The following is an 18080-nucleotide window of genomic DNA, read 5'->3' on the forward strand; positions in this document are numbered from 1 at the left end:
CCCCGGCCCCCGCCCCCCCCCCCCCACCACCGTTCGACAGCTCTCCTGACCGGCACCCCTGACGGGCTGCTCCTGACGGGCACGGACGGCCGCCCCGACGCGGCGGACCGCCCGGCTACCCTCGGTCGGAACCCACGAAAGCAGGCACGACCATGGCGACCCAGCACCTCTCCCCCCAGGCCGCGCGCGACGGCGCGAGCCAGGCCGTGCAGGCCACGCAGGACCTGCACTCCGCGCAGCGCAACGTGCGTGCTCATCAGCGGGAGAACGGCCACAGCCACGCCCTGTGGCTCCTCGCCGTGCTGGCGGTCACGCTGGTCGTGGGCCTGCTCGTCTCGCTGGTCGCCCCCGGAGCGTCAGCCGTCGCATCGCCCGCCGCCGCACGGACCGTCGCGCTCCCGCACGTGGTGAGCGCCGCCGTCGGGCAGGTGGACCCTGCCGCGCCCGCGCCGGACGCACCTGCTGAGCCCGACGCTCCCGCCGTGACGACACCCGTCACCTGGGGCGTGCGCCCCGCCGACACCGTGCACGGCACCGACCGCCCCAACTACGCCTACGGCCTGGAGCCCGGGACGAGCCTCGACGACGCGATCATCGTCTCCAACTACACCGAGGGGCCGCTGACGTTCCGCGTCTACGCGGCCGACGGGTACATGACCGAGGCCGGCGAGCTCGACCTGCTGCCCGCGGGCGAGGAGTCCAAGGCGCTCGGCTCGTGGGTGACCTTCGAGGCCGACGACGTCACGATCGAGGGCGGCGGTACCGCGGTCGTGCCCTTCACCGTGACCGTCCCCGCCGACGCGACGCCGGGCGACTACGCGGCGGGCGTGGTGTCCTCGCTGCTCGTCGAGAACGCCGAGGGAGTGAGCGTCGACCGCCGCCTCGGCTCGCGCATGCACCTGCGCGTCGCGGGCGACCTGGTACCGGCCGTCGTGGTCGACGACGTGTCGGTCACCTACGACGGCACCCTCAACCCGTTCGCCGCGGGCGACGCCGTCGTCACCTTCACGGTCACGAACGACGGCAACACGCGCCTGGCCCCCGGTCGGTCCGTGCGCGTCGCCGGGCCGTGGGGCGCGGGCGCGCAGAGCGCGCCGCGCGTCGAGCTCCCCGAGATGCTCCCCGGCACGTCGCTGACGCGGACCGTGACGGTCGAGGGCGTCTGGCCGCTGGGCCGGGTCAAGGGCTCGGTCACGGTCTCGGCGGAGGTGGTGACCGCGATCGGTGCGGCCGACGCCGCGCCCCTGCCGGTCGCGCCCGCCACGGGCTCGGCCTCGACGTTCGCCGTGCCGTGGTCGGCCCTCGCGCTGCTCGTCCTGGTGGTCGGGGGCGTCGTCCTGCAGCGTCGCGGTGCCCGACGGCGGCGCGCGAGCGACGAGCGCAAGGTCGCCGAGGCCGTGGCCCAGGCGCTCAAGGAACGCGACGAGCAGCCTGTCGCCTGAGGAGGGCTGCGACGGTCAGGAGAAGAGCGGGCCGAGCCTGTTGTCGACCGTCGAGAGCGCGGCCGCGATCGCCATGTGCATGTCGAGGTACTGATAGGTTCCCAGGCGTCCCCCGAAGAAGACCCCCGGTTCCTCGTCGACGAGGCGGCGGTAGGCGGCGAGGCGCTCCCGGTCCGTCGCGGTGTTCACCGGGTAGTAGGGCTCGTCGGTGCGCCCGGCGAAGCGGGAGAACTCGCGCATGATGACGGTCCGGTCGTCCGGGTAGTCGCGCTCGGGGTGGAAGTGCCGGAACTCGTGGATCCGTGTGTACGGGACGTCGGCGTCGGGGTAGTTCATGACCGACGTCCCCTGGAAGTCGCCCACGTCGAGCACCTCCTGCTCGAAGTCGAGCGTGCGCCAGGAGAGCTCGCCTTCGGAGTGGTCGAAGTACCGGTCGACGGGGCCCGTGTACACGACCGGGACCTGCCCCACGACCGCCTGCTTGCTGACCGGCTGGGAGGGGTCGAAGAAGTCGGTGGCGAGCCGGACCGTGATCTTGGGGTGATCGGCCATGCGCTCGAGCCACGCCGTGTACCCGTCGACGGGAAGGCCCTCGTACGTGTCGGAGAAGTAGCGGTTGTCGTAGGTGTACCGGACCGGGAGCCGCGAGATGATCGACGCCGGCAGCTCTCGAGGATCCGTCTGCCACTGCTTGGCCGTGTAGTCGCGCACGAACGCCTCGTAGAGCGGACGTCCGATGAGGTTGACCCCCTGCTCGTCGAGGTTCCGGGGGGTCCTTCCTCCGAGCTCGGCCGCCTGCTCCCTGATGAGCGCGCGGGCGGCCTCGGGTCCCAGGGCGCTGCGGAAGAACTGGTTGATCGTGCCCAGGTTGATCGGCAACGGGTAGACCTCGCCGCGGTGCGTGCTGTAGACCCGGTGCACGTACGAGGTGAACTGCGTGAACCGGTTGACGTACTCCCACACGCGCTCGTTCGAGGTGTGGAACAGGTGGGCGCCGTACTGGTGCACCTCGATGCCGGTCTCGGGCTCGACGGCGCTGTAGGCGTTCCCTCCGACGTGGGGTCGCCGGTCGATCACGAGCACCTCGACGCCGTGCAGCCTCGCCATCCGCTCAGCCACGGTCAGACCGAAGAGGCCTGCTCCCACCACCACGAGATCCGTCATCATGCTCCCAGCTGCACGGGTCGTCGCGTCGCTCGGCGCACCTGCGCCGAGGGGCGCCCGTGGGCCCGGGTGCTCCACCTCAGGCTCAGGATCGAGGTCACGGGCGCCGACGAGCTCGAATGGACTGCAGCATATAGCGCGTGGCCGGGCATCCTTCCGGGACGAACCTCGGACGGCAGACGGGGCGGCCGCACGCGCCGGTTCCCGGGGTTGCTGGGCGACAGATCATGCGTCCCGATCGACAGGTTGTGCACAGGCCCCGGAGGGGCTGGTGATCCGGTGCTTGACTGCCGACGACGCCCTGTCCCCGCGGACGGGTGTCGCCGTCGTCCCACGACGAGGGGTTGACCGCAGCAGTCGCGGCCCTCGTGTCCGGATCAGGCGCACGGACTTCACGTCCTCGAGCGTCCTGTCAGCAAGGAGCACAACGCAGTGAGCACTCCCACGGCACCATCGCCGACCCCGAGCCCGAGCCGTCGTCCTGGGGGGCGGTCGTCGTTGTTGGGTCGGTTGCGTGGGTGGTGGTCGGGGTTCGTGGAGCGTCGGCCGGGGTTGGCTCAGTTCTTGGTGTTCTTCGTGCTGAGCAATGGTGTGACGGTGCTGCAGCTGGCGTTGATGCCGTTGTTCAAGGCGGGGTTCGGGTTGACGTCGTTGGTGGACACGAGCTTTCAGGTGTTGGCGGTGGGGTCGAATCCGGACGGGTCGCCGTTCTACCTGTTCGACTATGCCGCGGGTGGGTTGCCTGAGGGTGGGGGTGGGTTGGCGTACTTCTTGGCGGTGCAGGTGACGTTGTTGATCGCGCAGGTGATCAACTTCTTCGCGCAGCGCAACGTGACGTTCAAGTCGAACACGAACATCTGGCGGGCGGCGTTCTGGTACACGGTGGCGTACGTGGTGATCACGTTCGCGGCGGCGGCGTTGCAGGGCTGGTACAAGGCGCCGGTGTACGAGCTGTTGATCGATACGTGGGGGATGGGCAAGACGGGGGAGACGGTGGCCGACATGGTCACGATGATGATCAACGCCGTCCTATCCTTCTGGGTGTTCTTCCCGATCTTCAAGATCATCTTCAAGCGCGAGCCCGAGCCCGTCGAGCCTGCTGACGTGGGTGGGTCGGGTGGGGTGGACGTGTCGTCGGCCCGTGCGGGCCAGGAAGTGTGAAGAGTGTTGTCCTGATGAGCAAGCTGTTGACGATCGTGGTGCCGTGCTACAACTCGGCGGCGTACATGGACCGGTGCATCGAGTCGTTGCTGCCCGGTGGTGACCTGGTCGAGATCTTGATCGTGAACGACGGGTCCTTCGATGCCACGGGCGCGGTCGCGGACCGGTATGCGGCGGCGTATCCGGGGGTGGTGACCGCGATCCATCAGGTCAACGGGGGGCACGGGGCGGCGATCAACACCGGGCTCAGGCACGCGCGTGGGGCGTTCATCAAGATCGTGGACTCCGACGACTGGCTCGAGGTGGACGCCTACCGGCGGGTGCTGGAGACGTTGGGCGGGTTCGTGGGGTCCGGGACGGTGGTGGACGTGCTGGTGTCGAACTTCGTCTACGAGAAGGTCGACAAGCGCAAGAAGACCGCGGTGCGGTACACCAACGCCCTGCCCCGGGACCGGGTCATCGGGTGGGAGCAGGTGGGGCGGTTTCGTCCGTCGCAGTACATCTTGATGCACTCGTTGATCTACCGGACCGCTTTGTTGCGTGAGGTGGGGCTGGTCCTGCCCGAGCACTCGTTCTACGTCGACAACCTCTACGCGTACGCGCCGTTGCCCGCGGTGCGGACGTTGTACTACCTGGACGTGGACCTGTACCGGTACTACATCGGGCGTGCGGACCAGTCCGTGAACGAGGACGTGATGATCTCGCGGGTCGATCAGCAGCTGCGCATCAACCGGGCCATGATGGAGCACCTGCGCGCGGTGCGCGCCGACCCCGGTGCCCCGCGCGCCCTGGCGCGGTACATGCTGCACTACATCAACATCGTCTCGGTCGTCTCCTCGATGCTGTTGATCCGTTCGGGGACCCGCCAGTCCCTGGCCAAGAAGGACACCTTCTGGGCCGAGGTCCGCACCCAGGACCCGGCCCTGTACCGGCGCCTGCGCCGTACGACCTTGCACCAGATCTCCAACCTGCCCGGACGCCCCGGGCGCACCATCTCCGTCCTGGCGTACAAGACCGCCCAACGCGTCATCGGCTTCAACTAGCACCCACCCCGGCGCACCGGCTAGCGGCCCGGCTTCACCACCGACCCGGCCCGGCCCGGCTTCACCACCGAACCCAGCCCGCGTCGAGCCCCCGCCCGCATGGTTCACACCGAGGCCTCGCTCGGCGAACACGCCAGGAGAACCCCCGGTGATGTTTCTGCGCAGCCACCACAAATGTGGTGGCTGCGCGAACAACACCACCCACCCCCGGGGGAGACCCTGGTCGGGGCTGCGGGGCTGCGGGGCTGCGGGGCTGCGGGGCTGCGGGGCTGCGGGGCTGCGGGGCTGCGGGGCCGTCCGGCTCGAGCCCCCTCAGCGCTCCGGGACCGGGATCAGAGCCCGCACCACGAACCACCCGGACTCGGTGTGCACCGTGAGAGAGCCGCCGTAGCTCTCGACGACCTGGCGCATGTTCCGCAGGCCGTACCCGTGGTTGAGCGCGTCGCCCTTGGTGGTGCGCGGGATCCCGTCGTCGAACTCCAGGTCGCCCAGGTGGTAGTTCTCGAAGCGCACCAGGACGAGCGAGTTCTGGGTGTAGACCGCGACGCGGACGAGCCGGTTCTCCGGGTCCGGCAGGGTCGCGGTGCTCTCGATCGCGTTGTCGAGCGCGTTGCCGAACAGCGCGCTGAGTCCCATGGGATCCATGAAGGACAGGGCTGCGCCGTCGACCACGCACGTCAGGGTGATCCCGAGCTCGGTGCACTGGGACGTCTTCGACGTCAGGATCGTGTCGAGCACGGGGTTCCCCGTCTCGACCTGCGCCCCGTATCCCTGGATGCTCTCCTCGAGCTGGTCGAGGTACGACGCCTTCGCGTCCGGGTCCTCCTCCGCACGGATCGCCGTGACGAAGTGCTTGAGGTCGTGATACTTGCGGTGGACGATGTCGATGTTCCGCTTGGAGTGCAGGTAGTGGTCGTGCTGGGAGTGCAGCATCCGGTTCATCGCCTCGACCTCGACCGCGCGCTGGAGCTCGAGCCGCTGCCCCTGCTGCGCATAGAGAGCGACGTATCCCGCGAGGTCGACGAGCGTGCGGATGTAGAAGATCTCGGGACCGAACTGCGCGCTGAAAGGGGTGTTCGAGCTCACGAAGCTCACGTTGCTCATGAGGAACGTGACAGCGGCGATCGACGACGCGCTCAGCAGGCCACGGCGGTCGACGTCGAGCCGTTGGTCGGGTGGAAAATGTCGCCGCTCGATGAAGTAGGCCGCGGTGAACGCCGCGCCGTACACCAGGACCAGCAACCCCACCTGGATGCCGACCCCCGTGAAGCCCTGGTCGACGGCATAGCTGTAGAGCTGCCAGTGGAGGGACGCGACGAGCTCGGCGAGCACGAACGCGCGCGCCGTGAAGTACCCGGCCTCGCGCGTCGAGACGTCGGCACAGACCACGACCACGGCGAACATCGCGGCGACGGCCATCGCCATGCCGAGGGTCCACAGGGCGATCGGCAGCCCGCCCGCGAACGTCTGGACGGCCCACAGGAGGCCCAGGCCCAGGCCCAGCGCGAGGGCCAGGACCGGCGGGGTGAACCGCTTGCGCAGGAGCAGGATGTAGACGAGGCACGCGGACCACTCGGCGAAGGCCGTGAAACCGCGGGGGATGTCGGTCGGGAGATCCCCGATCACGCGACGTGCCCTCCGACGTGGTCGGCGAGCGCGTCGAGGAACGCGCGCTTGCGCGGGCGGCTGATCTGGAGCTCGTCCCCGCCGAGCATGACGCACGTGCTCTGCTTGACGGCCGTCACGTGGCGCATGTTCACCAGGTAGCAGCTGTTGCTCCGGAAGAACCCCTTGTCGCCGAGGTCTGCCTCGAACGCCTTGAGAGTGCCCGTGAACGAGTACGTCCGGTCGACCGCGTGCACGACGACCCGGTGCTTGATGCTCTCGACGTAGACGACGTCGAGCAGGTCGACACGGGCCAGCTCGCCGTTCACGGTCAGCATGACCGAGTCCGTCCCGCTCCGCCGGACCCGCTCGATGCTGCGACGCAGCTCCTGGGAGAACGCGAACCAGGGGACGGGCTTGACGAGGTAGCTCAGGGCGTCGACCTCGTAGCCGTGGATCGCGTACTGGGCCATGTTGGTGACGAACACGATGACGACCCGCGTGTCGAGCGTGCGGAGGTGCCGGGCCGTGTCCAGGCCGTCGAGGTCGTTCATCTGGACGTCGAGGAACAGGATGTCGAACTCGGGTCGGTACCCCGTGACGAGCTCGCGCCCGTCCGCGAACGTGCGGACGTCGAACGTCACGTCGTTCTCCGCCTGATAGCGATCGAGGTGATCGAGCACGATCTGCCTGCTCGCCGACTCGTCGTCGACCACGCCGATGCGGATCATAGGACTGCTCGACCTCCTCTGGGATGACCCCCCAAGATACCAAGCGTGGACGGCCTGGAATCCGTGCGAACAGGCGGATTCGGGCATGTCATGACGTGATGTCCGAGGCTACGCGCGCTCGGGCACGAGGGTCCTTGCCTCGCGAGGCAGCGGCTTGACCTGGCCGGCCAGCGCGAGGCTCAGCACCATGGCCGCGCAGATGGTCAGGAGCGCGTAGCGGCCCCCGATCTCGTCGGCGAGCAGACCCAGGACCGGGGGAGCGGTGAGCTGGGCGAACGAGCTGAAAGACGTCACGACGGACACACGCGCGGGCGAGCGGAGCGGGTCGTCGGACGCGGCGGCGATCGCGATCGGGTTGGCCAGCGCCGCGCCGCAGCCCCACAGCACGATCCCGAACCACGCGAGCCAGATCTGCGGGGCCAGGCCGAACAGCAGGAGGCCCACGAGGGCCGAGACGCCCGAGGCGCGCAGCACCGTGACACGTCCGAACCGGTCGATGAGGCCCGTCCCGGCGAAGCGGAAGACCGTCATGGCGCCCACGAACGTCCCGTAGGCCATGGCGCCCACGGCCTCGCGCACCTCGAAGCCGTCGACCATCGCGATCGAGAGCCAGTTGCCCGCCGACCCCTCGGACAGCGACGAGGCCAGCAGGACCAGACCGATGAGGATGGTCCGCGGCTCGCGCCACGCCGACAGGGCCGAGCGCATGCCCGCGCCACGCCTGGGCGGCTTCTGCGCCGCGTCCCGGGCGACGTGGGCACCCCGGGCGGTGCTGTCACCGTCGGAGCTGCCGGTCGCGCGGGCCGGGCCGGCACCTGCGGCGACTGGCGGTGCCTCTGCGCCAGCCGCACCGTCCGCCTCGTCGACGACGGCCCCCGACACCGCGGGCTCGGTCGCGGCGCCCGCGGGGGACTCGGCGAGGTCGTGCTCGAGCTCGGCCGGGCTCACGCCCGACGCGGCTTCGGCACCGGCGCGGCGCTCGGGCGCGAACACCGTCGCGGGTCCGATCGTCACGCCCCGGGCGACCGCGACCGCGACCGTGACGATCACGAGCTGCACCGAGATGTGGATATGGGCCGCGGAGAACGCGGCGCCCACGAGAGCACCGGCGCCCGCGCCGATCGAGAAGGCCGCGTGGAAGTGCGGCAGGATCGCGCGCCCCACCTGCTGCTCGACGAGCGCGCCGTTGAGGTTGATGGGTACGTTCATCAGTGCGCCGCTCACGCCGTTGAGGAACGCCCCGACCGCGAAGATCCCGACGCTGCCCACCGCGGTGCCCCATGCGACGAGCAGCAGGGCGACGAGGTTGAGGGCCGTGGCCGCCACGAGGGTGCTGCGGCTGCCGAACCGGGACACGATCGCGCCCGTCGAGACCACGGCGAACAGCGCGCCGACCGCGCCCACGATGAGGATCAGACCGAGCTGGGCCGAGGAGACCCCGAGCGCGTCGCGGATCGAGGGCAGCCGCGTCATCCAGCTCGTGCCCACGATGCCGAAGAGCGCGAAGAGCGCCATCAACGACCAGCGCGCGCGAACGACTGTGAGGTTCCCTGACATTGGATGAACTCTATGCCGCCTGGGATCGCGCTCTCACACTGTTTCCCTGGGCGGGACGACGACGTCCGGCCCAACCCGGCGTGCTGCTCACCGGAGCCCCGCCGGCCCCGGCCGGCGCCTGGCTCAGAGCAGAACGGTCCCCTCGATGCACGTCACGGCGTCGCCGCCGACCCACACGGCCCCGGAACCGTCGCGCGTCACGTGCACGCGCCCGGCCCGCCCGAGCGCCGTGCCCTGGCTCGCGACGTACGCCTGCGGGAGCAGCCCGTCGGGCATGAGCCACTGCCCGACGACCGCGTTGAGGCTGCCCGTGACCGGGTCCTCGGGGATGCCCATGTCGAGCGCGTAGCCGCGCACCTCGACCGCTGCCCCGTCCGGGCCGTCGTACCGGCCGTCGCCGAGCGCCCCGTACGGCCCCACGACGCCGATCGCCAGGTCGCCCAGGCCCGTGAAGTCGGGGTCGAGCGCGAGGACCTTCTCGGCCGAGCCGAGCAGCAGCACGCGCCACCCGGGCCCGTTGTCGAGGAACCGGTGGTCGACGACGTCGCGCGCCTCCAGGCCGAGCGCGCGCGTGATCGCGGCGAGGGTCGAGGGGACGAGCGGTTCGTCCGCGAGGAGACCGGGCGCCGCGAAGGCGAGCCGACCACCCGGGGCGGCTCCGCCGTCGGGCGGGGTGGACGACGCGTCGCGGCGCAGCGGCACCAGACCGATCCCGCACTCCTGGACCACGACCCCCTGCTCGCGCGGCGTGCCGCCCGCCGCGAGCCACGCGTGGCACGAGCCGAGCGTCGGGTGCCCCGCGAACGGCAGCTCGCCCGCGGGCGTGAAGATGCGCAGGCGGTAGTCCGCTCCGGCGGCCGCACCCTCGGGTGAGGGGGGCAGCAGGAACGTGGTCTCGGAGAGGTTGGTCCAGCGGGCGAACGCGGCCATCTGGTCGTCCTCCAGCCCGACGGCGTCACGCACCACCGCGACCGGGTTGCCCCGGTAGGGGGTCGTCGTGAAGACGTCGACCTGCGAGAACGGGCGGTTCCGGGGCGGAGGGGTCATGCGTCCGACGCTACCGCCCGGCTCGCGTCGGCGCGCCGGGGCGGGAGCCGCCGACCCGGCGCGGGCGTCGCGTGCCTCAGCGCTCGACGTCCTGGCCGCTGTACGCGATCTCGGCGACGTCGACGACGCCCTCGCGGGCGTACGGGCCCACGACCCGACCGGTGAACGACTCGCAGAAGTCCGACGAGAGGAACGCGCCGTCGACCCCGCCGACCTCGACCCACCCGCCGTCCTCCCAGACCTCGCCGCGCAGGCGGTCGCACGAGGCGCCCAGCACGGCCTTCCCGACGAGGGGCGGGTCCGCGACGATGCGCAGGCGAGCGGGCTCGTCGGCGTTCTTGCGCTCGCGGCACCAGGACTGGGCGAGGCCGCGCGCGGTCATGGTCAGGGTCACGACGTCGCTCGTCGCCTCGAGGTCGAGGTGCGAGCTCTCGTCGTAGCGCATCGACAGGCCGCCCGCGCCCTCGGAGACGTCGAGGGTCGTGGTGACGGTGCAGGCCTCGGTGGTCTGCCTGATCCCGAGGAACGTCGGCCTGGTCGCCTCCATGCCCTCGCCCGTGCCGCGCAGGCGGGCCCACCCCGGGCGGGCCTCCAGGTCGGCGACGTCCCGGGGGAAGGCGCGCACGGCGACGACCTCGCCGTCAAACCCGTCGAGCGACGAGGGGGCGTCGGACGGGAAGGTGACGGTGTGCTCGACCGGTTCGTGCCGCTCGTCGAGCACCACGGGTTCGGCGTGCGGCCAGCCGTCGTCGTCCCAGGTCACGGGCGTGATGAAGGTTTCGCGCCCCATGGGCGCGAACGCGCGCGTCATGGAACGCGGGCGCGTGCCCAGCAGGATCATGGCCCACGAACCGTCGGGGAGCTGGACCAGGTCGCCGTGGCCCGTGTTCTGCACGGGGCGGTCGGAACCGCGCGCGGTGACGAGCGGGTTGTGCGGGCACCCCTCGAACGGGCCCTCGGGTGACGGTCCGCGGGCGATCGTCACGGCGTGCCCGCGCTCGGTGCCGCCCTCGGCGATCATGAGGTACCAGTGGTCGCCCACCTGGTAGAGGTGGGGCGCCTCGGGGAACATGCCGCCCGTGCCCGACCACAGCGGGCGCGGCTCGCTCAGCGCGGCCCCCGTCTCGGTGTCGAGCCGGACCTGGGTGATGCCGAGGTGGACCGCGGTGCCGTCCTCCTCGAACCCGAGACCAGACATGGTGATGTAGCAGGTGCCCTCGTCGTCCCAGGCGATGTCCGGGTCGATGCCGAACACGTCCATGACGACACCGTCGGACCACGGGCCGGCCGGGTCGTCGGCCGTGAAGAGGACGTTGCCTCGCCCCGTGCCCATCATGTCGGGCACCACGAGGTAGAACCTGCCGTCGTGGTGCCGGATCGTGGGGGCCCAGGTGCCTCCGCCCGTCGGCACGCCGGTCGTGCCGAGCTGACCGTCGCGCACCGCGACGTGGGTCAGGAGCTCGACGTGCTCGAGGTCGGTCGACCGGAAGATCGGGATCCCCGGGAGGTACTCGAACGTGGACGTCGCGATGAAGTACTCGTCGCCCACGCGGCACACGCTGGGGTCGGGGTGGAAGCCAGGGATCAGGGGATTGCGCACGGAGCGGTCCTTCGGTGGTGGGGAGCAGGCGCAGGCGTGAGCCCGACCGTCGTCGGCGACGTGCCACGGTCGACCTCGACCTGAATTCCTACCGAGTGGTTACTCGGTAGCGTACCCCGAATGCCTACCGACCGGTAATGCCCGGTGCTCGGCGCCTCAGCGGTAGTCGTCCCACACGGGCGAGGGGAACAGGACCTGCTCGAACCGGGCCCACTGGTCCTCGAGCTCGATGGGCGGGTCGCGGAAGAGCCGGACCTGGACCCCGTCCATGGCCTCGATGCACATCTCGACCAGCGTCCGCTGGTCCTCCCACGGCCCGACCTCGGGGGGCAGGCGCCAGGTGGTCTGGGAGTAGAGCCACCACACGCCGTCGGGGCGCTGCGAGAAGTACTCGTGGGCCGGGTGCTCGGGCGACGCCGCCTCGGCGCCGAGCACCATGTAGAGGCGGATGAGCTCCGGTGTGCGCGCGTTGTTGCGGACCAGGTAGCGCAGGTACGCGGGGAGCGAGACGCCGTCGGGGTGGGTCGCGGCGGGGTCTCCCGTCGCGATGAAGTCGTCCGGGTCGAAGCGGCGGTCGTACCGCTGCTCGACGAGCAGCTGGAGCAGGCCCTCCTTGTTGCGCACGTAGTGCAGCAGGCCCGGCTGGGAGAGCCCGACGGCGTCGCACACGTCCTGGAGCGAGAGGCCGTAGAAGCCCTTCTCGGCGACGATCCGCGCGGCGGCCTCGAGGATCTGCGCGCGTCGCTCGTCGGGGGTCAGGCGGACGCGGCGGCGAGGGGTCTCCTGCGTGGTGCTGGGCATTCCCTGACGCTAGCGCACCCGCGGGTCAGGGCCGAAGGGGAGGTGGGAGGCGTCGGTGGTCGGTTCTCCATCCGCCAGCGGGGCCGCGCTCCGACGGGCGTCTCACGCTGTGGATCCGGGGGTTCCAGGGGGCGTCCAGGGATCTCTGGGAAGTTGACAGCGTCGTCGAGCGAGTTCTACGTTCCCTTCTATCTAGTAGGTACTCGGTAGTGGTTCTCGGCCGGGTATCGACGACTCGGCGTGGAGTTGTCCGACCCCGCGCCAACGGCAGAAGGAACTGCCTCGACCAAAGAAGGTTGACATGGATGCACACCCCGTCGTCACGGTGGACGACCCCTCGGCGCAGAGCTCGACCGAGGATCTTGCTCCCGACACCGGGCGTCCCCTGACGCGCGGCCGCGTCCTCCGGTTCGGCGCCGGCTTCCTGGCTTTCGGCCTCCTGTGGATCGTGGGCCTCCAGATCGTCGCGGCCGTCCTCCTGCCTCAGCGCCTGCGGGACATCGGCGTCGAGTCGCCCGAGACGCTCCTCGGGTCGATCAGCGCGATCACGGCGATCGTCTCGCTCGTGTCGAACCTCGTGTTCGGCAACCTCTCGGACCGTACGCGCAGCAGGTTCGGCCGCCGTGCCCCCTGGATCCTGGGCGGCGCGGTCCTGGGCGGCGTCTCGCTGACCCTCGTCGGCTTCCTGCCCAGCGCAGGGCTGATCACGCTGGCCTACTGCGTGAGCATGGTGGGCCTCAACATGATGCTCGCCCCCGCGGTCGCGGTGCTCGCGGACCGCGTGCCCAAGAGCCTGCGCGGCACCATGTCCGCGTTCTACGGCGGTGGCCTCGCGGCCGGCGCCCCGCTCGGCTCGCTCGTCGGAGCGCTGTTCATCACCAACGCCGTGCCCGGGTTCGTGCTCGGTGGCGCCTTCATGATCGGCGGCGCGGTCGTCGCGCTCGTCGTCTGGCCGCGCGAGCGCTCGGCCCAGGACCTGCCCCCTGCGGCCGGCGGCCTCAAGGAGCTGCTGCTCTCGTTCCGTCCGCCGCGCAACGCCCCGGACTTCTACCTGGCCTTCGCGGGCCGCCTCTTCATGCTGGTCAGCTACCAGATGATCATGGCCTACCAGCTCTACATCGTGCAGGATCACGTGGGGCAGACCGTCGCCGAGTCGGCCGTCACGATCGCCACGATGTCCGGCATCCTGCTCGTCGTCTCGCTGCTCGGTGCCGTGGTCGCCGGGCCGATCTCCGACCGCATCGGTCGCCGGAAGCTGCCTGTCGTGGTCTCGAGCGTGCTCTTCGCGGTCGGTATCGCGATGCCGTGGATCTGGCCCTCGCCCATGGGCATGTTCCTGTTCGCCGGCATCGCCGGGTTCGGCTACGGCGTCTACACCTCGGTGGACCAGGCGCTCAACGTCGACGTCCTCCCCAACGACGAGGAGGCCGGCAAGGACCTCGGCATCCTCAACCTGTCGACGACGGCAGGGCAGACGGTCGGACCGCTCGTCACCTCGGCGCTCGTCGTCGCGACGGGGAGCTACTCGGTCGTCTTCCCCGTCTCGATCGTCGCGGCCCTGCTCGGCGCGTTCTTCATCACGCGCATCAAGAGCGTGCGCTGAGCCGTACCGCCCTCCGGTGCGGTGCGCCGCGGACCACCGCCGCGCGCCGCGCCACCCCACCACCGCACCACCCGGCCCCTCGGGCCTGCCGAACCTGCACCGCCCGCCCCGATCCTGAGGAGAACGACGTGACCACCTGGGTGACCTCGACCGACGACGCACGCTGGCAGGACGGAGGTGAGCCCACGCCCGGCGCGACGGCCGACCGCGGCCTGAGCCTGACCGGCACGCGCGGACGACCGATCCGCGGGTTCGGCGGCACGTTCAACGAGCTCGGGTACCGCGCGATCTCCTCGCTCTCGGAGGCGGACCAGGAGCAGGTGTACCGCGAGCTCTTCCACCCCGACGAGCTCAACCTGCGGGTCAACCGGTCGGCGATCGGCGCCAACGACTTCGCGTCGTCCTGGTACAGCTACGACGAGGTGCCCGGCGACCTCGCGCTCGAGCACTTCAGCGTCGAGCGCGACGAGGAGGCGGTGATCCCCTACATCCGCCAGGCGCAGCGCTACCAGGACGACATGGTGCTGCACTGCTCGCCCTGGAGCCCGCCGACGTGGATGAAGAACCCGCCCGCGTACAACTTCGGCACGCTCGTCATGACGCCCGAGAACCTCGACGCCTACGCGCGGTACTTCGTGCGGTTCGTCGAGGAGTACGCGGCGCGAGGCATCCGCGTGGACCAGGTCCACGTCCAGAACGAGGTCTTCGCGGACCAGAAGTTCCCGTCGTGCGTGTGGAGCTCGGAGCAGCTGCGCACGTTCGTGCGCGACCACCTGGGCCCGGTCGTCGAGGCGTCGGGTCTCGACGTCGACATCTACCTGGGTACCCTCAACGGCCCCGAGGACATGGCGTTCACGGCCGCCGGCCAGAAGCTCACGAACTACGCGCGCTTCGTCGACAACATCCTGTTCGACGACGACGCCCGCCGGTACCTCGCGGGCGTGGGCTACCAGTGGGCCGGGCAGCACGCGATCGCCCGCACGCACGAGGCGTGGCCCGAGCTCGACATCATGCAGACCGAGTCCGAGTGCGGGTTCGGGGACAACGCGTGGCAGGACGCGGAGTACGTCTTCCACCTGGTGCGCCACTACCTGCAGCACGGCGCGACGGGCTACACCTACTGGAACATGGCGCTCGAGCCGGGCGGGCTCAGCACGTGGGGCTGGCCCCAGAACTCGCTCGTGACCGTCGACCCGGCCACGCGCACGTTCACGCGCAACCCCGAGTACTACGTGCTCAAGCACTACAGCGCGGGAGTGCGACCGGGGGCCGTGCAGCTGGGCACCACGGGTCGGTTCGCGGCGCAGGGGTCCGCCTACGAGAACCCGGACGGCTCGGTGGCCGTCGTGGTGCAGAACGCGCTCGACCGCGCCGAGCGGTTCTCGTTCACCGACCCCGAGGACGGTTCGCGCTCCTTCACCGCGACGCTCGCGCCGCGCTCGCTCAACACGTTCGTCGTCCCGGCCTGACGGGAAGCGCCCTCCGCCCTCCGTCCCTCGCGGGGCGGGGGGCGAAGCCCTGTCCGGTGGAGGCCGAGCACGACGACGGACGAAACGGGCCGGTCGCCCCTCCCGCAGGAGGAGCGACCGGCCCTCGTCGTGGTGCGTCGTGCGCGGAAGGGTCAGCCTTCGAGGACCACCAGGTCCCACGGCCCGACGGCGAGCACGTCGCCCTCGGTGACCGAGGCGCCGTCGAGCACCGAGGTCGCGGTGACGGGCGAGGGGACCTCGACCGTGGCCGCCGAGTAGTTGAGCAGGTAGGTCAGCTCCCGGCCGCGGCCGTTGGTGCCCCGACGGACCGTGACGCGACCCGCGAGGTCCTGCGGCCACGACCAGAGGTCGGCGTCGCGCAGCAGGGCGCCGAGGACGTCGCGCAGCACCTCGGGCTCGGTCATGGTGGCCAGGTACGTCGCGGTGCCCGCGCCGAAGCGGTTGCGGGTGATCGCGGCGTACTCGCCCCAGGCGGGGTGGTCGTAGGTCGCGAGGACCTCGGCCCCCTCGGGGCGCAGGAGCTCGAGCAGCGCCCGCGCCTCGGGCGTGCCGTCGACCGCGTCGGCGAGCCGGCCCGCGGGGGCCAGGCGGGCGCCGTCGGGCGTCGTGAACTGGTTGTACGTCATGCCGAACACGTCGGTGAGCCCGTGGGGCGCGCGGTCGTGCCAGACCTTGACGTGCTCGTCGGCGACCGCGGTGCGGAACGTCGAGACCAGGTGGCCGCCCTGCTCGACGTACGCGCGCAGCGTCGCGAGGGTCGACTCGGGGGCCGTGTACAGGACGGGCGTGACGACCATCGCGTACTGCGAGAGGTCCTCGACGCTCGGCGGCACGAAGTCCACCTCGACGTTCAGGTCGAACAGGGCGTCGTAGACCCAGCGCAGCACGTCGTTGTAGCCGATCGACGAGCCGAAGACCCCGTCGATGAACCCCGTCTCGAGCGTGAACCAGCGCAGTGCCGTGAGGGCCTCGTTGCTGACCATGATCGCGACGCGGTTCTTCTTGCGCAGGTGCAGCAGCGACTGGCCGTGCTCGGCCCACTCGCGCCCGACGACCCCCGATTCCTCGTACGTGGGGTTGGGCTCGAGGTCGTGCGAGAGCAGGCCCTTCCAGTACGTCTCGAACGAGCTGTGGATCGAGTGCCAGTGCCAGTACATGACGCCGAACGCCCCGGACGCGAGGTGGCTGTAGGCCTGGAGGCGGAGCTGGCCCGGGTAGGGCAGCCAGCCCATCTGGCCCTGCGCCTGGGTCTCGAGGACGAGGTAGCTCGCGCCGTCCTTGATCGAGCGGGTCATGTCGCCGCCGAACGCGATCTCCTTGCCCGTGAGGCGAGACTGCGTGGGGTGGTAGATGTCGACGCCGGCCACGTCGACCGTGCGCGCGGCGCTGAAGTGGTCGACCGCGGGCTGGAGGCCGTAGGACCAGCCGGGCGACCAGTCGAAGTCGAAGTTCTGCGTGAGGAACTGGTCGTCGCGCGCGTACTCGCGCACGATCTGGGCCTGCCAGCCCAGGTACTCGTCGACCAGCCCGCGGCGGTAGCGGTCGAAGGCTGCGCCGAGCGAGCCGTTGACCGTGCCGCGCACGTCGGGGAAGTCCTCCCAGGCGTCGACGCGGTTGGACCAGTAGTCGAGCCCGTACGCCTCGTTGAGAGCGCCGAGGTCGTCGTCGAACAGCGTGCGCAGGTGCTTGACGAACGCGCGCTGCACCGCGGGGGACGCGGTGTCGTAGAACTTGGTCTCGTTGTCGAGCTGGAAGCCGACCACCGAGGGGTGCTGCGCGGTGTGGTCCACGAGCGCCCGGATGATGCGTTCGGCGTGCAGGCGGAACGCGGGGTGCGTGATGTCCATGATCTGGCGTGCGCCGTAGCGCCCGCGGCCCGAGGTCGTCTCGGCGAGGACCTCGGGGTAGGACGCGACGAGCCACGTGGGCACGGCGTAGGTCGGGGTGCCGACGATCACGTCGAGCCCGGCGCGGGCCGCGGCGTCGAGCGCGCGGTCGACGTGCGAGAAGTCCAGGACCCCGGGCTGGGGCTCGAGCGTGCTCCACGTCGACTCGGCGATGCGGATCACGGTGTGCCCGGCCTCGGTCATCATCGTCGTGTCCGTGGCGATGCGGTCGTACGGCAGGTACTCGTCGTAGTAGGCCGTGCCGTAGAAGATCTTGTCCATCTCTCACCCTTCGTCGCGTGGCCGGTGCCCCACGTCGTCGGGGGCCGTGGCATCACGACCGACACTACCGAGTATCTACTCGGTAGTGAAACCGTGGGGCGACCGCGGGCGGCGGCGTCCCACCATGCGGCGGGCGCCCGGCCGCGCGACTCCCGGCGTGAGCAGCGGCGCGCGCGAGAGGGAGGCGCCGGGTCAGGCGCTCGGCGGCTCGATGAGGTCCCACGCCGTGCCGTACAGGTCCTCGAAGATCGCGACCGTCCCGTAGGCCTCGTGGCGGGGCTCCTCACGGAAGCGCACGCCGTGCGCGAGCATCCGGGCGTGCTGGGTCGTGAAGTCGTCGGTCTGGAGGAAGAACGCGACCTCGTCGCCCGCCTGCCGACCCACGCGGGCGCGCGCGTCGTCGGACGTCGCGAGGGCGAGCACCAGTCCCGTGCCCGCCGTGTCCCCTCCGGTGCCCGGGCCGACGACGACACGCCGCCACCCGCCCTCGAAGGTCTGGTCCTGGCGCAGCGTGAAACCGAGCGCGTCCGTGAAGAAGGCGATGGCGTCGTCCAGGTCGTGGACGAGGTACGTGGCGTTCTCGAGGCGGATCATGACGGGAGCCTAGCGGCGGCGCGCGTCCCGGGCGTGGCGGCCGCCGGGCGGTGCGGGGGTCGCCCAGCACCGCC

14 protein-coding genes are annotated in these 18080 nt (G+C 70.8%); 5 read left to right on the forward strand and 9 right to left on the reverse strand.

The features are described 5' to 3' along the window. Positions 1-152: 152 nt before the first annotated feature. Positions 153-1442, forward strand: a complete 1290-nt coding sequence (locus H9641_RS05925) for a hypothetical protein (protein WP_191801865.1) — start codon at positions 153-155, stop codon at positions 1440-1442. Positions 1443-1457: 15 nt separating this feature from the next. Here H9641_RS05925 and glf read toward each other — a convergent pair whose 3' ends face one another. Further along, on the reverse strand, positions 1458-2609 hold the full coding sequence (gene glf, locus H9641_RS05930) for a UDP-galactopyranose mutase (protein ID WP_191801868.1): 1152 nt from the start codon (positions 2607-2609) through the stop codon (positions 1458-1460). 564 nt (positions 2610-3173) lie between these two features. Between glf and H9641_RS05935 the strand changes: the two genes are divergently transcribed. Further along, on the forward strand, positions 3174-3767 hold the full coding sequence (locus tag H9641_RS05935; RefSeq protein ID WP_318244404.1) for a hypothetical protein: 594 nt from the start codon (positions 3174-3176) through the stop codon (positions 3765-3767). Between the two features lie 14 nt (positions 3768-3781). Then, a complete protein-coding gene (locus tag H9641_RS05940; RefSeq protein WP_191801870.1) occupies positions 3782-4810 on the forward strand; it encodes a glycosyltransferase family 2 protein in 1029 nt (342 codons plus the stop codon). A 312-nt stretch (positions 4811-5122) separates the two neighbouring features. Here H9641_RS05940 and H9641_RS20640 read toward each other — a convergent pair whose 3' ends face one another. The 6 genes from H9641_RS20640 to H9641_RS05970 form a co-directional block, all read right to left on the reverse strand. Next, entirely contained in the window at positions 5123-6436 is a 1314-nt protein-coding gene (locus H9641_RS20640) for an ATP-binding protein (RefSeq protein WP_191801873.1), read from the reverse strand. Beyond that, on the reverse strand, positions 6433-7146 hold the full coding sequence (locus tag H9641_RS05950; protein ID WP_191801875.1) for a LytR/AlgR family response regulator transcription factor: 714 nt from the start codon (positions 7144-7146) through the stop codon (positions 6433-6435). Before H9641_RS05950 ends, H9641_RS20640 begins: the two co-directional genes overlap by 4 nt. A gap of 108 nt (positions 7147-7254) precedes the next feature. Then, a complete protein-coding gene (locus tag H9641_RS05955) occupies positions 7255-8703 on the reverse strand; it encodes an MFS transporter (protein ID WP_191801878.1) in 1449 nt (482 codons plus the stop codon). Positions 8704-8826: 123 nt separating this feature from the next. After that, entirely contained in the window at positions 8827-9750 is a 924-nt protein-coding gene (locus H9641_RS05960; RefSeq protein WP_191801892.1) for a PhzF family phenazine biosynthesis protein, read from the reverse strand. 76 nt (positions 9751-9826) lie between these two features. After that, positions 9827-11350: a glycoside hydrolase family 43 protein gene (locus tag H9641_RS05965; protein ID WP_191801893.1), complete on the reverse strand. Its 1524-nt coding sequence runs from the start codon at positions 11348-11350 to the stop codon at positions 9827-9829. A 156-nt stretch (positions 11351-11506) separates the two neighbouring features. Further along, positions 11507-12151 (reverse strand): TetR/AcrR family transcriptional regulator, encoded by a 645-nt coding sequence (locus H9641_RS05970; RefSeq protein WP_191801894.1) that lies wholly within the window; start codon positions 12149-12151, stop codon positions 11507-11509. Positions 12152-12452: 301 nt separating this feature from the next. Here H9641_RS05970 and H9641_RS05975 point away from each other — a divergent pair, with 301 nt between their 5' ends. Together H9641_RS05975 and H9641_RS05980 are read left to right on the forward strand one after the other, a co-directional pair. Further along, positions 12453-13754 (forward strand): MFS transporter, encoded by a 1302-nt coding sequence (locus tag H9641_RS05975; protein WP_191801895.1) that lies wholly within the window; start codon positions 12453-12455, stop codon positions 13752-13754. Between the two features lie 128 nt (positions 13755-13882). After that, complete coding sequence (locus H9641_RS05980) at positions 13883-15223, forward strand: glycoside hydrolase family 30 protein (protein WP_191801896.1); 1341 nt, start codon at positions 13883-13885, stop codon at positions 15221-15223. A gap of 152 nt (positions 15224-15375) precedes the next feature. Here the strand turns inward: H9641_RS05980 and H9641_RS05985 are convergent, their stop codons facing one another. Both H9641_RS05985 and H9641_RS05990 read right to left on the reverse strand, forming a co-directional pair. Further along, positions 15376-17412 carry a beta-galactosidase gene (locus H9641_RS05985; protein ID WP_191801897.1) on the reverse strand — a complete coding sequence of 679 codons (2037 nt, stop codon included), beginning with the start codon at positions 17410-17412 and terminating at the stop codon, positions 15376-15378. A gap of 192 nt (positions 17413-17604) precedes the next feature. Beyond that, the gene (locus tag H9641_RS05990) at positions 17605-18006 is read right to left on the reverse strand and encodes a VOC family protein (protein WP_191801898.1); all 402 of its coding nucleotides are present in this window, start codon (positions 18004-18006) and stop codon (positions 17605-17607) included. Positions 18007-18080 lie beyond the last annotated feature (74 nt).

The sequence above is a fragment of the Oerskovia merdavium genome, from assembly GCF_014836755.1.
In the GTDB taxonomy this organism is placed as follows: Bacteria; Actinomycetota; Actinomycetes; order Actinomycetales; family Cellulomonadaceae; genus Oerskovia; species Oerskovia merdavium.